The sequence below is a fragment of the Dongia deserti genome (assembly GCF_003574735.1).
Taxonomy (GTDB): Bacteria; Pseudomonadota; Alphaproteobacteria; order Dongiales; family Dongiaceae; genus Dongia_A; species Dongia_A deserti.
In genome coordinates this window covers 162,745-179,099 of sequence record NZ_QORW01000003.1, presented here as the reverse complement: position 1 = coordinate 179,099, position 16,355 = coordinate 162,745, and the positions used below count along the sequence as shown (strand labels likewise).

Annotated in this window: 15 protein-coding genes; 5 read left to right on the top strand and 10 right to left on the bottom strand. The window is 62.7% G+C overall.

Features of this window, described 5'->3' with window-relative positions; translation table 11 throughout:
- The 4 genes from DTX69_RS06000 to DTX69_RS05985 form a co-directional block, all read right to left on the bottom strand.
- On the bottom strand, positions 1-1,344 hold the full coding sequence (locus DTX69_RS06000) for a glycosyltransferase family 4 protein (protein WP_119300604.1): 1,344 nt from the start codon (positions 1,342-1,344) through the stop codon (positions 1-3).
- 23 nt (positions 1,345-1,367) lie between these two features.
- Positions 1,368-2,804, bottom strand: coding sequence for a mannose-1-phosphate guanylyltransferase/mannose-6-phosphate isomerase (locus tag DTX69_RS05995; RefSeq protein ID WP_119300603.1), 1,437 nt, complete (start codon positions 2,802-2,804; stop codon positions 1,368-1,370).
- A gap of 370 nt (positions 2,805-3,174) precedes the next feature.
- Complete coding sequence (locus DTX69_RS05990; protein ID WP_119300602.1) at positions 3,175-3,711, bottom strand: GNAT family N-acetyltransferase; 537 nt, start codon at positions 3,709-3,711, stop codon at positions 3,175-3,177.
- 6 nt (positions 3,712-3,717) lie between these two features.
- Positions 3,718-4,275 (bottom strand): XRE family transcriptional regulator, encoded by a 558-nt coding sequence (locus DTX69_RS05985; protein WP_119300601.1) that lies wholly within the window; start codon positions 4,273-4,275, stop codon positions 3,718-3,720.
- Between the two features lie 236 nt (positions 4,276-4,511).
- Here DTX69_RS05985 and DTX69_RS05980 point away from each other — a divergent pair, with 236 nt between their 5' ends.
- Positions 4,512-4,895, top strand: coding sequence for an enolase C-terminal domain-like protein (locus tag DTX69_RS05980; protein WP_119300600.1), 384 nt, complete (start codon positions 4,512-4,514; stop codon positions 4,893-4,895).
- On the opposite strand, the gene DTX69_RS05975 is transcribed toward DTX69_RS05980, so the two are convergent.
- The 4 genes from DTX69_RS05975 to DTX69_RS05960 form a co-directional block, all read right to left on the bottom strand.
- Complete coding sequence (locus DTX69_RS05975) at positions 4,883-5,575, bottom strand: cupin domain-containing protein (RefSeq protein WP_119300599.1); 693 nt, start codon at positions 5,573-5,575, stop codon at positions 4,883-4,885. The two genes, DTX69_RS05980 and DTX69_RS05975, sit on opposite strands and share 13 nt — an antisense overlap.
- A gap of 36 nt (positions 5,576-5,611) precedes the next feature.
- Entirely contained in the window at positions 5,612-6,553 is a 942-nt protein-coding gene (locus DTX69_RS05970; protein ID WP_119300598.1) for a S1C family serine protease, read from the bottom strand.
- Positions 6,554-6,657: 104 nt separating this feature from the next.
- Positions 6,658-8,103, bottom strand: coding sequence for an aldehyde dehydrogenase family protein (locus tag DTX69_RS05965; RefSeq protein WP_284735576.1), 1,446 nt, complete (start codon positions 8,101-8,103; stop codon positions 6,658-6,660).
- A 103-nt stretch (positions 8,104-8,206) separates the two neighbouring features.
- Positions 8,207-9,325 carry a trimethyllysine dioxygenase gene (locus DTX69_RS05960; protein WP_119300596.1) on the bottom strand — a complete coding sequence of 373 codons (1,119 nt, stop codon included), beginning with the start codon at positions 9,323-9,325 and terminating at the stop codon, positions 8,207-8,209.
- 68 nt (positions 9,326-9,393) lie between these two features.
- On the opposite strand from DTX69_RS05960, the gene DTX69_RS05955 reads away from it, so the two are divergent.
- A complete protein-coding gene (locus DTX69_RS05955; protein ID WP_119300595.1) occupies positions 9,394-10,035 on the top strand; it encodes a TetR family transcriptional regulator C-terminal domain-containing protein in 642 nt (213 codons plus the stop codon).
- Here DTX69_RS05955 and DTX69_RS05950 read toward each other — a convergent pair.
- The gene (locus DTX69_RS05950; protein ID WP_119300594.1) at positions 10,022-10,729 is read right to left on the bottom strand and encodes a TetR/AcrR family transcriptional regulator; all 708 of its coding nucleotides are present in this window, start codon (positions 10,727-10,729) and stop codon (positions 10,022-10,024) included. The two genes, DTX69_RS05955 and DTX69_RS05950, sit on opposite strands and share 14 nt — an antisense overlap.
- Between DTX69_RS05950 and DTX69_RS05945 the strand changes: the two genes are divergently transcribed.
- A complete protein-coding gene (locus DTX69_RS05945; RefSeq protein WP_119300593.1) occupies positions 10,728-13,145 on the top strand; it encodes a GcvT family protein in 2,418 nt (805 codons plus the stop codon). The two genes, DTX69_RS05950 and DTX69_RS05945, sit on opposite strands and share 2 nt — an antisense overlap.
- Before the next feature lie 15 nt (positions 13,146-13,160).
- Here DTX69_RS05945 and DTX69_RS05940 read toward each other — a convergent pair whose 3' ends face one another.
- The gene (locus DTX69_RS05940) at positions 13,161-14,189 is read right to left on the bottom strand and encodes a Gfo/Idh/MocA family protein (RefSeq protein ID WP_119300592.1); all 1,029 of its coding nucleotides are present in this window, start codon (positions 14,187-14,189) and stop codon (positions 13,161-13,163) included.
- 392 nt (positions 14,190-14,581) lie between these two features.
- On the opposite strand from DTX69_RS05940, the gene DTX69_RS05935 reads away from it, so the two are divergent.
- Both DTX69_RS05935 and DTX69_RS05930 read left to right on the top strand, forming a co-directional pair.
- Positions 14,582-15,391: a metallophosphoesterase gene (locus tag DTX69_RS05935; RefSeq protein WP_162916727.1), complete on the top strand. Its 810-nt coding sequence runs from the start codon at positions 14,582-14,584 to the stop codon at positions 15,389-15,391.
- A gap of 150 nt (positions 15,392-15,541) precedes the next feature.
- Positions 15,542-16,354 (top strand): BtpA/SgcQ family protein, encoded by an 813-nt coding sequence (locus tag DTX69_RS05930; protein ID WP_119300590.1) that lies wholly within the window; start codon positions 15,542-15,544, stop codon positions 16,352-16,354.
- Position 16,355 lies beyond the last annotated feature (1 nt).

Here is a 16,355-nt window from a genome sequence, read left to right as displayed (position 1 = left end):
TTACCCGGCATTCTCGTTGAACACTCTCAGCTCTGCGCGACCGCCGGGATTCCCCGAGGCAAGAGCATGGCGCTCGGTTGACGTCACATCGCCAAATAGCTCGAGCAGCTTAGCCGTGTGGTCCGCCGGCGAATGGCGCGTCACGGCCTTCCGATACGCGCCTTCGGCCAAGCGGTTGCGCAGCGCGCTGTCAGTCAGTAGGCGCTCGATCTTGTCCGCGAGATCGGCGGCATCGCCGGGGCGGAAATGCAACCCATCCACCTCGTGCGTGACAGTGTGAGACAACGACCCAAGATCCGAAGCGATGACCGGGCAGCCGCTGGCGAAGGCCTCCACCACACTGTTGGGAAGATTCTCGTACCAGAGGGCGGGCATGATGGTCGCGATCGCGCCGCGCATCAGCGCGGGAATCTGCTCCGCCGGCACGCTGCCGAGGAACTCGATGCTGTCCGAAAGGCCGGCATCGTCCGTTTGCTTCCGAAGCGCCGCGGGATAATCGGGCGCGTGACTACTGCCCGCGATCTTCAAGGGCACGATGTACCCGCGCTGCTTGAGAAGCGCCATGGCATCGATGAGAACATGTACGCCTTTCGGCTTGTCGAGACGGCCGACATAGAGCAGGTAGCTCTTTCCGGCGCCCGCCGGTCCGGGCGTGAACTTGTCGAGATTGGCGAAAGTCGGGATGCAAGTCAGCTTGTCCGCCGGGAAACCCGCCTTTACCATCATCTCCGTCATGAAGGGATTGGTCGTGACAAACCGATCGATGAGGTCGAAGTACCCGCGCCAGCGGTGGAAAGTGGTGGCCGTCGCATCGAGCAGCGAGAGAATGCGGCTGCCCTTCACGCACCTGTGCTTGACGCTATTGAAGATGCTGCCCTGCTGGCAGAGCGTACAAGGCGCGTCATTGCGCAGCAGGTGATGCTCCGGGCAGAACATGCCATAGTCGGAGATCCTGACCACGATCGGTACGTCGCAGCTCTTGATCCCCACCAGCACTGAGGGTGAGAGCTTCCTCAGGTAATAGAGGACATAAGCGACGTCGGGCTTCGTTTCGTCGACCATGCGCGCGACCGCCTGCTCGACCTCGCGCGAATAGACGAGGCGCGATAGCCCCTTATAGACCGCCGAGAGCGATTTGCGGTGCTGCTCGAAGAAGACTTCGCTGTCACCGCCGATCGGCGACACGAAATATCGAGCATATGGCGTTTTCTCGTTCTGATCATAGCGGATGGAGAAGGGCATGACGGTATGCCCCTCGGCCATCAGGCGATCGGAGATGTTGAACAGATACCGTTCCGGCCCGCTTGAGACGAAATAGCGATAGTTCGCGATGAGGATCTTCATGCTGGGTCGCGTTCGTCCACCCGCTATTCGGCCGCGGTCCGGCCATAGGCGTCGTCCACCCGCACGATGTCGTCCTCGCCGAGATAGGCGCCGGACTGCACCTCGATCAGCTCAAGGTCGAGCATGCCGGGATTCTCCAGCCGGTGCATCTCGCCCAGCGGGATATAGGTGGACTGGTTCTCATGCAGCAGCTTGACCTCCGTCCCACAGGTGACCCGCGCTGTCCCACGCACCACCACCCAGTGCTCAGCGCGGTGATGATGGAACTGCATGGAGAGCTTGCATCCTGGCTTCACGGTAATTCGCTTCACCTGATAGCGGTCGCCTGCCGCGACAGTGCGATAGGTGCCCCAGGGCCGATGGACGGTTGAGTGCAGCTTGGCTTGCGGTCGGCCGGCATCGGCCAGATCCTCCACCATCTGCTTCACGTCCTGCGAGCGGTCCTTGGTGGAGACGAACAGCACGTCGTCGGTCTGGACAATGACCAGATCCTCGACGCCGAGTGCCGCCACCATCTTCTCCTCGGCGTGGATGAAGCACTTCTCCACATCCTGCAGAACGACATCGCCCTGGACCACGTTCCCGCGATTGTCCTTAAGTCCGATGTCGTAAAGCGCAGCAAACGAACCGACGTCGCTCCAGCCGATGGTGCTGACTGGCACCACTGCCGCCTTCCTGGTCTTCTCCATAACTGCATAGTCGATGGAGATGTTGGGCGAGGCGGCGAAGCGCTCGGCATCGGGGCGCAAGAAATCAAGATCCGTCTTGGCGCCGACCAGCGAATCGCGGCAGGCGGCGAGGATCGCCGGCTCGTGCAGGTCGAGCTCGCTCAGGTAGGTACCGGCCTTGACCAGGAATATGCCGCCGTTCCAGCTGCAACTGCCGGCCGTGATCAGCTCCTCGGCGCGTGCGCGGTCCGGCTTCTCGACGAACTTCTCGATCTTGAAGCCGCCAGGCACCGCCGCGATCCGCTCGCCGCGCAGGATGTAGCCATAGGCGGTGGAGGGCTCGGTCGGCTCAATTCCGAAAGTGACGATGTAGCCGGCCTTGGCCGCTTTGACGGCTGCCTCCACACCGGCGCGGAAGGCCTCGACATTGCGGATCACGTGATCGGAAGGCAGGATCAGCAGCAGCGTGTCCGGATCATCCTCCGCCGCCCGCAGGGCCGCCAGGGCCACGGCTGCCGCAGTGTTGCGCGCCACCGGTTCCAGGATGATCTGCCTTGGCCGCACGCCTACCCGATGTAGGTGATCGGCGATCATGAAGCGGTGCTCCGCCCCGCCCACCACGATTGGGGGCGCGAACTGTGGGCCTGTCACCCGCAGCAGCGTTTGCTGCAATAGGCTTTCATCGGCCGTGAGGCCGAGGAACTGCTTGGGGAATCCCGTCCGGGAAAGCGGCCAGAGCCGCGTGCCGCTGCCGCCACATAGGACAACCGGACGAATACCGGATTCCTTCATCCTTGCTGATTCCTTCTGAGATCAGAAGTTCGCCCTTCAAAGGTCGCCGACCGGTGTTGCTTCACAGCCGAATGAGCCATCGGGCAATCAATCGCCACTTGGTCCCGTCACCCTTGTTTCAATCGTGCAAAGCGGTGGGAATAGCGGCGATCACGGCTGCACGATGCTTCCACAACCTAGCTATGCAACTCTGCCATCCAGGTGCGTCCCCAAACGGGGAACTGCACCGGCTGGCCTTGAGAGTGCTCGAGAGCAACCGGAGAGCATTGGCTTTCCGTGCTGCGCGCGGCCATCCCAATTTGGATCATAATGCCGCAGACGAATGGTTGTGGGCGGGACAAATCTGTGACGTTTTTGCGCGGCAGCCAGCTCAGAGCGCCTTGTACATAATTGTTGTCGGGTCGAAACAATCCTTGAACGGATCGCGGCAATATCCCGGAATGATGCCGGCGGTTTCGTATCCCAGCGCGGTATAGAGCGGTTCAGCCTTGTCGCCGGTACGGGTGTCGAGCGTCAATAAGTTGCGGCCCAATTGGCTGGCATGGCGCTCGAGCGCAGCCATCAGCGCCTTCGCGATGCCTTGGCGGCGGAAGCCGGGATGGACCAGGAGCTTGCGGACTTCCGCTCGATGCGGCTGGTTCGGCGGCGTGTCGTAGTCCAGCTGGACCGACCCCACGATTTGTTCGTCGCTGCGCGCGATCAATAGTGTCAGCGCGCCGTTGCGCATGCGTGGCAGCATCTTGTCGGTCCAGAAGGCTTCGGCATCAGGGATCGAGAAGGGCAGCACGAACCCTATGCTGGCGCCGTCATGAACGCAGGCATGCAGCAAGACGCCAAGGTCGCGGCGATGGAACAGCACCTCATCCGCAGCGATGGTGGAGATGATGATTTGAGTTGGGTGGATCATGTAGTCTCAGGAGACGACCAGGATGTATTTGGCGCCCGATCGCTTCGGCGTCGTGAAAGTGCTGGCACCGTAGAGCTGGTAGCGCAGGCAGTCGCCGGGTTTCAGGTCGTAGGCCTGCCCGTCGATTCTGACCTCCAGCTGCCCTTGCAACAGCAGCAGATGATGTTCGAGCCCCGGCCGAGGCGGCGCATCATAAGTAATGTGCGCGCCGGGCTCGAGCTCACACTCCAGAAGTTCGGCTTTCAAAGTGTGCGTCGGCGGGGAGACCGAGCGGCGCCGAAAGCCGATGCTGGAATCCGTCCAGACCGGCTGCGCATCACGCCGGATGAGCGGCGCGAAATCATCCTCGACCATGTGCATCAGGCGAGAAATGGTGAGGCCATAGACGGAGGCGAGCTTCCCCAGCACGCTCGCCGTTGGGCTGACCTCGGCGTTCTCTAGGCGGGACAGGGTCGCGCGGCTCACCGCGCTGCGCTTGGCCAGCTCGTCGAGCGACCATTGGCGTTCGCCACGCAAGCCCCTCAGGCGCTGCGCAATGCGCCGGTCGATGCTCATTTCTTCCATATTCGGAAATATCTCCCGAATGTGAGATGATGTCAAAGGCTTTGATCAGACGCCTCCAGGCTACTTGGCGGTAACCATCCCCCGAGGGTACCGATCCGCAAGCGTGGCTACGGAAAATTGAGATAACATCGCGCGCCTCAGCCGCTTCAAGAGAGCGAGCAAACTCCAATATGGTCGCAAAAAATTAGTACAGCCAAAACTTCTTTCACTGCGCCAGCTACGAGGAATGCCTCGCCATCCGCGGCGATTGTGACAGCCTGCGGGTACTGACCCAAGCGTGTGCGGACCGGCTGGCGGATGGTATCACCATCAAGCTCGCGCGTGTGGGCGGCATCACACGGGCGCGCCTGATCCGCGATGCGGCCGTCGAAATGGGCCTTGCGGTGACTGTGGAAGATACCGGCGGTGCCGAGATCGGTACCGCCGCCATAGCGCACATGTCGCTATCGACTCCCGAAAGTGCGCGGCTGCACACGGTCGATTTCCACAATTGGGTCACCGTCAGCAATGCGACCGGCATGCCCGCCTGTCGTGATGGACAAATGGCATCCCCGACCGCGCCCGGCCTTGGCGTCGTTCCGCTCGAACAGGAATTCTCGCCGCCGACCTATGCGACCTGAGGCTTGGAGCTGAATTTTAGGGGCTTGACCAGGTGGCCGGTCTTTATCCAGACCCGGCAGCCTGTGAGTCCGGCCTCGGCCTGCAAGCGCGATCCTGCAGGCAGCCGAAGCCAGGATTGGGTCGTGAACTCTTCAGTTCCTTCGTTAAAGGCGCCGTCTAGCACGAGAATCTCTGCGCCGCCGGGAACGGGTAGATCGATCCGAGCACGTGGCGCCCAATGCTCCAGCAGCACATCTTCATGAGAATCGTGGAAAAGCGGCATGATCTCCACGCCCGCACGATCGGGCACTGAGAGGAATGACACTTCGCCAGTATCAGTCCGCACCTCGGTGCGATCATCCGGATCGAACTGCCAGAGCTTGACGAAGATCACGCAACCTGGCTCTGAGCCCGGCGTGTGCTTCGAGGTCGGCGGATTGCGGACGTAGGAGCCGGCGGGATAGTCGCCGTACTCGTCCTGGAACACGCCCTCCAGCACGAGGAATTCTTCACCGCCGCCGTGGACGTGCGGGGAGAAATGGCTGTGGGGCGCGTAGCGCACAATGGAGGTAGCGCGTGCCACCTCATCACCGATCCGGTCCAGCATGCGCCGTTCGACGCCCGCCATGGGAGAGGGCATCCAGGGGAGCTGCGCGGCGTGAACCGCGACCCGCTGCGAGAAATCGGCGTTCAGTTCCATGGGAAACAGCTCCGGCCAGCCTCCGCTCTTGCACTGTTATTCGTCCAGCTCCGGCCGAATGTCAAAGCTCCGCAGACCTGCACTACGCAGCACAGTGATGCGGGTTGGATGTCCGGCAACCTCGGCCGTCAGCAGGCGATGGAGATCATCGACTGCGAAAACGTCGGTCCCCGCGAACTCCAGGATGACGTCGCCCGTTTCGATGCCCGCCAGCGCGGCGGGCCCGCGAACCGGCACCTCCAGCACCTGCACCGCGCCGCTCTGGAGACGGCGCAGCCGCCGTGCGAGGCGCCAATCCAGCATGATCGTCTGGCCCGCGAGGCCGAGCCGCGCGCGTCGCACGCGGCCGTCACGCATCAGCCGCATGGTGACGTCAGCGGCTGTGTCGATACCGATCGCGAAGCAAAGGCCCTGGGCGTGGCCGATCATGGCAGTGTTGATGCCGACGACCTTGCCCTGTCCATCGACCAGTGCACCGCCGGAGTTGCCTGGATTAAGCGGCGCATCGGTCTGAATGACGCTCTGGATGAGGCGCCCCGACGGTGATCGCAAAGTGCGTCCAAGTGCGCTGACGATGCCGGCGGTGACGGTGGCTTGGAAGCCGAGCGGATTGCCGATGGCAACGACAAGCTGCCCGACCCTGAGGCGCGCGGAACTGCCGAAGCTTGCATGCGGCAGGCCGGCGCCTTGCAGGCGGAGGACGGCAAGATCTGTGGCGGGGTCATCGCCAACCAGCTCCGCGTCGAACCGGCGTCCGTCGGTCAGGCTGCCGAAGAGGCGAGCGGCCCCGGACACGACATGGCTATTGGTGAGGAGATAGCCGTCGGGCGCGAACAGCACACCAGAGCCGGAACCGTTCTGCCGGCCTGCGGCATGGATGTGCACGACTGCCGGGCCGACGGTCTCGAATGCTTGCGCTACCCGAGCTGAATAGGGGTCGAGCGTCTCATCGGGTAGCTGGGAAGAATCATACGGCATGAACCTCAAATAAGAAGCGGGCTGCTCCACCACAAGAGCAACCCGCCAGGCCTGGACCAGCGCGCTAAACCCTCACGAACCGAGGTGGCTTGGCGGCTTCGTCCTCATCCCGCCAGCGTGTACGAGGTCTTCACCATCGTATAGAACTCGCGTGCATAAGCGCCCTGCTCGCGGGGGCCAAAGCTCGATGCTTTGCGGCCGCCGAACGGCACGTGGTAGTCGACGCCAGCCGTCGGCAGGTTCACCATGACCATGCCGGCTTCCGAATTGCGCTTGAAGTGCGTGGCGTATTTCAGGTTCGTGGTGCAGATGCCGGCCGACAGGCCGAACTCGGTATCGTTCGCGACGGCCAGCGCTTCGTCATAGTCCTTGACCCGGATCACCGCTGCGACCGGCCCGAAGATTTCCTCGCGTGCGATCCGCATGGAATTGCCCACCTCGGTGAACAGGGCCGGCTGCAGATAGAAGCCCGGCGTGGCGCGGTTGAGCCGCTCGCCGCCCCAATGGAGCTTCGCCCCTTCCTTGCGGCCAATCTCGAGATAGCGCTCGTCTTGATCGAACTGCGCCTGGTCGACCACGGGGCCGATATGGCTTCCAAGCTTCAGCGCATCATCGACCACCAGCGCTTTCACCTTCTCAGTCAGCGCGTCGACAAAGCGATTGTGGACCTTCTCCGTCACGATCAAGCGCGACGAAGCGGTGCAACGCTGACCTGTCGAGAAGAATGCACCATTGGCCGCGCTGGCGACTGCGACCTCGAGGTCTGCGTCGTCAAGAATGACCAGCGGATTCTTGCCGCCCATTTCGAGCTGGAATTTCTTCATTGGGTTCGCAGCGACGCAAGCGGCCGCAAGCTTGCGCCCGGTTGCGACCGAGCCGGTGAAGGACAGCGCAGCGACGTCCGGATGTTCGAGCATCGCCTGGCCGACCACTGAACCCTTGCCCATGACCAGATTGAGCACGCCCTTGGGCAGGCCGGAGCGATGCAGGATGTCGACCAGCGCCCAGGTGGAATGGGGAACGAGCTCTGCCGGCTTAATGACGACGCAATTGCCATAGGCCAGTGCGGGCGCGATCTTCCAGGCCGGGATCGCGATCGGGAAATTCCACGGCGTGATGAGTGCGACCACGCCGATCGCCTCGCGGGTCATCTCCACGCCAATGCCGGGCCTGACGGACGGCACGTTTTCGCCGGCCAGGCGCAGGCACTCACCGGCGAAGAAGGCCAGGATCTGTCCGGCGCGGGCCGCTTCGCCGATGCCTTCCGCCAGGATCTTGCCTTCCTCACGCGAGAGGATGCGGCCAAGCTCCTCCTTGCGCGCCAGCACCTCGTCGGATGCCTTCTTCAGGATGTCATAGCGCTCCTGCGGCGTGGTGCGAGACCATGCCGGGAACGCGGCCTTTGCAGCCGCCACGGCCGTTGCGACATCGGCTGCTGTTCCCGATGCGAACTCGCCGATTACCTCATCAGTGTTCGACGGGTTGATGTTGCGAACGGTTTGGGTGCCGGCGACCTGCTCGCCGCCGATGAAATTGCTGAAAACCGCCACGATACTCTCCCTGGGTCTTGCCAGCTCGCCGGTCTTGCCGGGAGCGGATCGGCCCATTGATGGCCAATGGTCAGGGAGGCGTCAAGGCGGTTGGCGGAGAGCCCTACAGAGCGCGCAGCCTGCGCAGGCGGCTCTCCACATCTTCCTTGTTGAGATAGGCACCGCACAGCCTGCGATAGCCCTGATAGGCATCGCGGGCATGCAGGGCGCGCCAATTGTCGAACATCACCGCATCGCCCGGCGTCAGACGGCGGCGATATTGCATCTTCGGGTCATTGACATAGGACGCGAAGATTTTCAGTGCGCGGTAAAGCGCCGCCGTCTCTTCCGCCGGCAGGTAGAAGGGCGCGCGGTCGTAGTTGTTGTAGCTGACTTGCAGCAGCTCGCCGGCCTTGTTGAGGCGGAAGAGGGGACGCGAGGCCTGCAGATGCACGTTCCGCTCTTTGTCGATGTACTGGCCCGTGAGCTCGATCTCGGTCAGCAGATGGTGCTCCTTCGGATGATTGCGGTGCATGATCTCCGCGACCTTGAACCCATCGACGAATACGTTCTCGCCGCCACTGCCGTTGAACGCGAGGCAATGCAGCATCTGGTAGCCCGGCGCATCGAAGCTATAGGTGCCATCGGTATGCGGCCCAATGGCCAGCGTCGTATAGGCCGTGTCCTTGTGCTCCATGTTGGCGGTGAAGTCCCAGAAGCCGCCGAAGATCGTATGGCGAATATAGGTGACGCGCTCGAGCAGCGCCTGCGTCGCTTCCGGCGTTGCGGGCGTGCCGGTCACGATGCAAAAGCCATAAGCCTCGGTCAGCTCCAGCCACTGCTTCAGCGCCACATCGTCGGCCATGACGGCGTCGTGCGCTACCATCGGCACTTGCTGCTCGATCGCGGCCGCATCCCACAGGACACGCTTCGGCATCGCCTGGTTGGCGGGCAGCACCGAGGCCAGGAACGCGGCGTCGAAGCGGCTGACATGGGCATCGTCCGCCCACTCGACCTTGAGCACGCGGCCATTCTCCTCGATCGCGACCGCGCGTGCCGAAATGTTCTCCGGAATCGAGAAGGTGTCGATCTGGCGCTGCTTGGTATCGGGATGCAGGCACTGTGGGCTGGGACAGTGATCCTTCAGCCACAGCAGGGAGAATCGATCGCCTGCACGGCCATCCCGCCAACTCAACTCCACATGGCGCTCCGCTAGCTTCACGTCACGCAATGCAATGCCCATGATATGCTCCGTTGTCCTGCTTGTTGTACAACTGTATAATAACGGAAATGCTCGCGCAAGAGGGGACCATGGCCACCGCTGAACCACGCTTTACCCGCAATCAGCCGGACGTGCGGCGACGCAAGCTGATCGAGGCAACGGCGCAATGCCTGGCGGAGTTCGGCCATGCCGGCACTTCGGTGCGCGCGGTCGCAGCAAAGGCCAAAGTGTCGCCAGGCCTGGTGGCGCATCATTTCCAAGGCATCGATGATCTGATCGTTGCGACTTACGATCACGTCGGGCGGCGGGTCGCTGAGGCGCTCGGCGAGGCGATGGAGGCTGCACCGAAGGATGCGGAATCGCAGCTGCGCGCCTTCATCGAAGCCTCCTTCAAGCCGCCGGTTCTGGACCGCGACCTCCTCGCGATCTGGCTCTCTTTCTGGTCGCTGGTGCGGCGCGATCCCGGCGTCCGCAAGGTGCACAAGAAGGTCTATACGGATTATCGCTGCCGGCTGGAGGCGCTGATCGCGGACATCGCTCGGGCGCGGCGCTTCAAGATCGATGCGCATCTGGCAGCCCTCGGCTTCACCGCGATGCTGGATGGCTTATGGCTCGAGCTGTGCCTCGATCCCACGATCTTTTCGAGGGAGGATGCGCTGCGCATTGCCCACGCCTGGGTCGACGATCTGATCGCGGGCGGCTTCCGCGCTTTGGCACTCAGACCCCGCTAGTCAACGCTCCCAGATGCAGCTCCAGGAATTCGTAGCTGGCGCGGCGGAGGTCCGCGTGATCGACCGCGCGTCGGTCGAGTGCGCGCTCCAGGAACAAACCGTCGATCAGCGCCTGCAGATTGCGGGCGATCTCGACGGCATTCACGGCGCGGCGCCGCTCCTTGGCAACGGTCCCGATGAGCTCCGCCAGGGACTGGAGATAGCTGCGATAGAGCGCTCGATGAGCGCGCCGGAGATCGGGATTGACCACGATCTCGCTCCAGAGCGCTAGCCACATGGTCAGGTTGGTAGGCTTCAGGTACTCTGGGTCGATGATCGCATCGATGATCCGGCACAGGCGCTCGGTCGGCGATCGCGTCACCTCCTTGTTGGCCAGTTCCGCGAGCTTCCGGTTCACGTCCTCGTAGAGCGCTGCCTGATAGACCTCGGTCAGAAGCTCATTCTTGTCCGTGAAGTAGTGGCTCATGAGGCCGAGCGAAACGCCAGCCTCCGCCGCAATCCGCTCCATCCTGAAGGCGGACATACCGCCTTCGCTGATGCAGTGGATAGCGGCCTGAATGAGGTTAGACCGTCGTTTCTCCGGCGCTTTGCGTCTGAATCGGGGCGCTGCTTTCTTCGGCAATTGCTTTTCGTCGTCGGTTTTCTTATTGTAAGAACTTACAACAAATCGCGAGCGTCGTCCAGGTCCTGCCATGAAGTCGCATTATCGGGTCGTCATCGTCGGGGGCGGCATCGTCGGATGCAGCATCCTCTATCACCTCAGCAAGTTCGGCTGGACCGACATCGTCCTGATCGAGCGCGCGGAACTGACGGCAGGCTCGACCTGGCATGCAGCCGCGGGCTTCCACGCGCTGAATGATGATCCCAACATCGCGGCACTCCAGGGCTACACCATCCGCCTGTACAAGGAGATCGAGCAGGAGAGCGGGCAGAGCGTCGGCATGCACATGACCGGCGGGATCAGCCTCGCCGCGACGCCGGAGCGCTGGGAGATGCTGAAGGCCGAGCGCGCCATGTACGAAACCATGGGCATGGAAACGCGCCTGGTGACGCCGGAGGAGATCAAGGAACTCTGCCCGATCGTCGATGTCTCGAACCTGCAGGGCGGGCTCTATGACGCCCACGAAGGGTACATGGATCCGCACGGCACAACCCACGCCTATGCCGGCGCGGCCAAGAAACGCGGCGCGGAGATCATCCTGCGCAACCGTGTCCTCGACCTGAAGCCGCTGGCGAATGGTCACTGGTCCGTCGTGACGGAGCAGGGGACCTTCACGGCGGAGCACGTCATCAACGCGGCCGGCCTTTGGGCGCGCAAGGTCGGACAGATGGTCGGCATCAACCTGCCGGTCACGCCGATGCAGCACCATTACCTGATCACCGAGGACGTGCCGGAGATCGTCGCCATGGATCGCGAGATCGCCGCCATCACGGACCTCGAAGGCTTCACTTATCTGCAACAGGAGCGTAAGGGTGTGCTGCTCGGCGTCTACGAGCGTGATCCGCGGCACTGGAAAAGCGAAGGCGCCGATTGGGATTTCGGCATGGATCTGCTGCCGCCCGACATCGATCGCATCTCGCCGGAGCTCGCCATCGGCTTCGAGCGCTTCCCCGCGCTGCAGAATGTTGGCATCCGCAAATGGGTGAACGGCGCCTTCACCTTCACACCGGACGGCAACCCCTTGGTGGGGCCGGTATCCGGCCTCAGGAACTACTGGGTTGCTTGCGGCTGCATGGGCGGGTTCTCGCAAGGTGGGGCGATCGGGCTTACTCTCGCCAATTGGATGATCGAGGGCGATCCGGGCGCTGACATCTTCGGCATGGATGTGGCCCGCTATGGCAGCTTCGCGTCCAACGAGTCCTACCTCAAGGCGATGACCGGCCAGTTCTATGCGCGGCGTTTTGTCATCTCCTATCCCAACGAAGAGTTGCCGGCGGGACGGCCGCTGAAGACATCGCCCTGTTACGATGCGCTGAAGGCGGAGGGTGCCGTGTATGGCTGCACCTGGGGCATGGAGACGCCGCAATATTTCGTCCCGGATCAGCCGGACTTCATCGAGAAGCCGACCCTGCGCCGCTCCAACGCGCACTCCTATGTCGCCGCAGAGGTGAAGGCCACGCGCGAGGCGATCGGCATGTTCGAAAGCGCGATCTATGCGCGCTACGAAGTGACCGGCCCGCGCGCGGAAGGCTGGCTCGATCATCTGCTTGCGGCCAGGCTGCCCAAGGTCGGCCGCGTGCGCCTGGCGCCAATGTTGAATCCGAAGGGCAGGCTGATGGGCGATCTGACCGTCAGCCGCCTGGCTGAGGACCGGTTCTGGCTGATCGGCTCCTATTATCTGCAGACCTGGCATATGCGCTGGTTGGCCGACCATCTGCCGCCGGATGGCGTGACGATCCGCAATCTTTCGGACGACTGGATGGGGTTCGCCATTTCCGGGCCCAGATCTCGCGCGCTGATGTCGCGCCTGGTCAGCGTGGACATGACCAACGACTCCTTCCCTTTCCTCTCTTGCATGGAGATGGAAGTGGGCATGTCGCCGGCCGTCGTCGCGCGGCTGTCCTTGACGGGAGAGCTCGGCTACGAGGTCAACGTGCCGGTCGCCTACCAGCGCGCGCTCTATGACGCGCTGTGCGCCGCTGGCGCTGATCTCGGCCTCAGATCGATCGGCAACCGCGCGCTCGACAGCTTGCGACTGGAAAAGAGCTACGGTATCTGGTCGACGGAATTCACCCAATCCTATTCACCGGAGATGTCGAGCCTTCGGCAGCACCTCGCTTTCGACAAGGGCAACTTCATCGGCCGGGATGCGGCTCTGCGCGAGCGGGAGAAGGGGGCCGATCGTGTCCTGGTCACGCTCAGTATCGATGCGGTAGATGCGGACGCTTCCGGCTTCGAGCCGGTCAAGTGCGACGGCAAGCTGGTCGGCTTCGTGACATCCGGCGCCTATGGACATTCCGTTGGCAAGAGCCTGGCCCTCGCCTACGTTGACAAGGCTCTGGTGGGTTCGGGCGCCAAGCTGACGGTTGATGTGATCGGAGAAAGTCGGAACGCGCTCATGTTGAGCGAGCCGGCCTATGATCCCAAGGGACTCCGCCTCAGATGCTGACGCGCACCTGTCGTTCTAGGCGAAGCGTACTGCGCGGCCGGAACTGCCGGCTTCATAGGCTGCTTCGACCAGTCCGAACGTGCGCACGTTGTCCGATGCGGCGGTATCGGCCGGTCGGCCGGCGCGGAGTGATTTGAGCATATGCTCGCAGGTCGCCAGCACGCTTTCCTGGATGATGTGCCACGGCCTCTCGGCCCATTTGAGGACCGGTGCATCGACGTCATGGGTCGTGGTCTTACCTTCGACCGTGACATCGAGCACCGATCCAGGCTTCAAGATGATCGCGCCTTTCGGGCCTTCGAGCTCCAGCAACGTCTCCGGGAAAACGTCCGGCACGCGACGTGACTCATAGGTACATTCCACGATCGAGACCGCTCCCGATCTGTGCCGCAGCAGCATGGTGGCGGTATCTTCGCCGCGGACATTCGGATTGCGCCGCTGCAGCTCGGCAGACAGGTGATCGACTTCGCCCAAGACGACCCGCGCCATATCGAGCACATGAACGCCGAGATCGATCAGCACGAACCTTTCTTCATGCGCCAGATATGGCTGGCCCTTATAGATGTCATAACCGGTGCGGAAGCTGATGCGGCCCCAGGAAGGCGTTCCGATTGTGCCGGCTCGCAGCAGATCCGTGATCTTGCGCATCGGTACCTGGAAGCGGAAGTTCTCATGCACCGCCAAAAAGATGCCGGCCTTCTGCGCCTCGTCCGCCATGGCGCGGCAGGCGGCAAGATCCGGCCCGAACGGCTTCTGGACGATGGTCGGTACGCGATGCCGGATTGCTTGGCGGACCACGTCCCGGTGAGTCTCGACACGGGTGACGATGTCCACCAGGTCGAGCTTCTCGTTGCGGAACATCGTCTCGGCATCCTTATACCAATTCGTGACGCCGAACTTCTCCGCGGCCGCGCGCGCCTTTGCCTCGTCGACGTCGCACACCGCGACGATGTCGACACCCTTCGACGCCAGATCCGTCCAGGCATGCAGATGGTTTTGCGCAAAGAAGCCACACCCGATCACACCCAAGCCCGTGCGTTCCATGGCCGATCGCTCCCCTGACGTGATGGTCAGAGTGTAAGCCTAGGACTGGTTGGCCGAGCTGTAAATCTCAGTCTGTCGGATAATCGCCGTCGAACAGCATGCGGCTGGCGGCGGCGTTGGCAAGGCGCTGCACGACCGCTGATCATCGCCGAAGCCAAGCAGCTGGTCGCGGACTGCATCGCACATTTCCTTTGCTGGAGCGCATCAAGTTCCCGCGGCGCCAGGCGCAGTAGGGCCATCGCTCGTTGACCTGATCGTCCAGCACGATTTGGACGATCGTTCGCAATGATCCATCTCCAGGACCGCTAATAAATCAGTAACCTTTATTAGGCCATCGTATCGTTCCCTCTGGGGGATTGTGTGCAGGCTTCGCTGCTCCTAACGTGATGGCCATGTCTATTGTACCGAGAATCGGCGAATGGCAGACCGCGCCGGCGACGGCTTCCCGCCCGGTATTCGCCATCGGCGACATTCATGGACGGGCCGATCTCTTCGAACCTTTGATCGCGGCAGTCCTGCGCATCGTGGATGAGGAACGCCTCGAGAAAGCCCTGCTGGTGACGCTGGGGGACTACGTCGACCGCGGCCCGGCCGGTCTCGCCGTGTTGAAGCGGGTGCTGGATGGGATTCAGCATCCAAAGGTGGAGCCAGTCTGCCTTCCAGGAAATCATGAGCAGTTCTTGCGTCACTTCCTGGAGAGCAAAGGTGCTGAGCGGCAGGACGTTCTCTGGAACTGGCTTGACAACGGCGCCGGCGCGATCGCGCGCGAGCTCGGGCTGTCCGATGGCAAGGCCGCTGATGCGGATGCCTTCGTCGCAGCGCTGGCTTCCGATCTCGGCATCGAGCGGATCGAAAAATTGTTCAAGCTCGGCAACCATTACCGCCTCGGCCAGTATCTGTTCGTTCATGGCGGCATTCATCCGCAGTTCGGGCTCGCGGCGCTGAAGCGCGACTGGCGTCGCCTGCCCAAGAGCGGGCTCGACGAGGATCGCGATCCCCTATGGGTGCGCGGGCCTTTTCTGACCTACGACGGCGAGCATGACGAGGGCATCATCGTCGTTCACGGCCACACGCCGCGCAGCGAAGCGGAGCTGCTGGGCAACCGCATCGGCATCGACACCGGAGCCTACTTCTCCGGCCGGCTGACCTGCGTCCAGCTGCTTGGCGATCGCATGCGCCTGATCCAGGCGAGCGATCACTAGCCGCTGTTTCCCCCAGAGTTCGCACATATCGCTTCGCGCCACGACGTGGCATCAGCGTCGCTCTGCTGTCGTGCTGGATAGGCGCGCCTTGCGGGAAGTGGGGGATTCAGTTACCAACTGATCTCACTCCTCAACAGCCGTCCGGCCGCCATGACGACGCGATTCGCGAAGATTTTCCCGGGCAAGAAACCCGTTATTGCCATGGTGCATTTCGGCGCTTTGCCGGGATCGCCGCTCCATGATGTCGACGCGGACCTGGATGGTCTAGTCGAAGGCATCCGCAAGGACTTGCGGACGTTGCAGGTCGCCGGGGTCGATGCGGTCATGTTCGGTAACGAGAATGACCGGCCATACGAGTTCAAGGTCGACACCGCTTCGACCGCCACCATGGCCTACGCGATCGGGCAGGTGAAGCGGGAGATCACTGTGCCATTCGGCGTCAATGTGCTGTGGGATCCGATGAGCTCTGTGGCCTTGGCTGCGGCGACCGGCGCCCACTTCATCCGCGAAATCCTGACCGGCACCTATGCCTCCGACATGGGACCATGGAATCCCGATGCCGGCGCGGCGATGCGCTATCGCGATCGGCTGGGGCGGCATGACCTCGCCATGTTCGACAATATCTCCGCCGAATTCGCCTGGTCGCTGGATCAGCGCAGCCTGCCGGACCGGGCGCGCAGCGCGGTTTTCTCTTCAATCCCCGATGCGATCCTGGTCTCCGGCATCATCACCGGTGAGGCGGCCGCCTTATCGGAGCTCGAGGCGGTGAAGAAGGTGCTGCCCGACACGCCGGTACTGGCCAATACGGGTGTCAAGCATGCGACCGTCGCCGATGTGCTGCGCGTTGCGGACGGTTGCATCGTGGGCACGGCGCTGAAGGTCGACGGCAACACCTGGAACCCGATCGATCCGGAGCGCGCGAAAGAATTCATGCGGCTCGCGCGCGCCGCGCGAGGGCACTGAT

Coding starts and splice junctions, on each gene's coding strand:
- DTX69_RS05940 (WP_119300592.1), bottom strand. CDS start 14,189: ATGGAACGCACGGGCTTGGGTGTGATCGGGTGTGGCTTCTTTGCGCAA.
- DTX69_RS05995 (WP_119300603.1), bottom strand. CDS start 2,804: ATGAAGGAATCCGGTATTCGTCCGGTTGTCCTATGTGGCGGCAGCGGC.
- DTX69_RS05955 (WP_119300595.1), top strand. CDS start 9,394: ATGGCCACCGCTGAACCACGCTTTACCCGCAATCAGCCGGACGTGCGG.
- DTX69_RS05990 (WP_119300602.1), bottom strand. CDS start 3,711: ATGATCCACCCAACTCAAATCATCATCTCCACCATCGCTGCGGATGAG.
- DTX69_RS05935 (WP_162916727.1), top strand. CDS start 14,582: ATGTCTATTGTACCGAGAATCGGCGAATGGCAGACCGCGCCGGCGACG.
- DTX69_RS05930 (WP_119300590.1), top strand. CDS start 15,542: ATGACGACGCGATTCGCGAAGATTTTCCCGGGCAAGAAACCCGTTATT.
- DTX69_RS05950 (WP_119300594.1), bottom strand. CDS start 10,729: ATGGCAGGACCTGGACGACGCTCGCGATTTGTTGTAAGTTCTTACAAT.
- DTX69_RS06000 (WP_119300604.1), bottom strand. CDS start 1,344: ATGAAGATCCTCATCGCGAACTATCGCTATTTCGTCTCAAGCGGGCCG.
- DTX69_RS05970 (WP_119300598.1), bottom strand. CDS start 6,553: ATGCCGTATGATTCTTCCCAGCTACCCGATGAGACGCTCGACCCCTAT.
- DTX69_RS05975 (WP_119300599.1), bottom strand. CDS start 5,575: ATGGAACTGAACGCCGATTTCTCGCAGCGGGTCGCGGTTCACGCCGCG.
- DTX69_RS05985 (WP_119300601.1), bottom strand. CDS start 4,275: ATGGAAGAAATGAGCATCGACCGGCGCATTGCGCAGCGCCTGAGGGGC.
- DTX69_RS05945 (WP_119300593.1), top strand. CDS start 10,728: ATGAAGTCGCATTATCGGGTCGTCATCGTCGGGGGCGGCATCGTCGGA.
- DTX69_RS05960 (WP_119300596.1), bottom strand. CDS start 9,325: ATGGGCATTGCATTGCGTGACGTGAAGCTAGCGGAGCGCCATGTGGAG.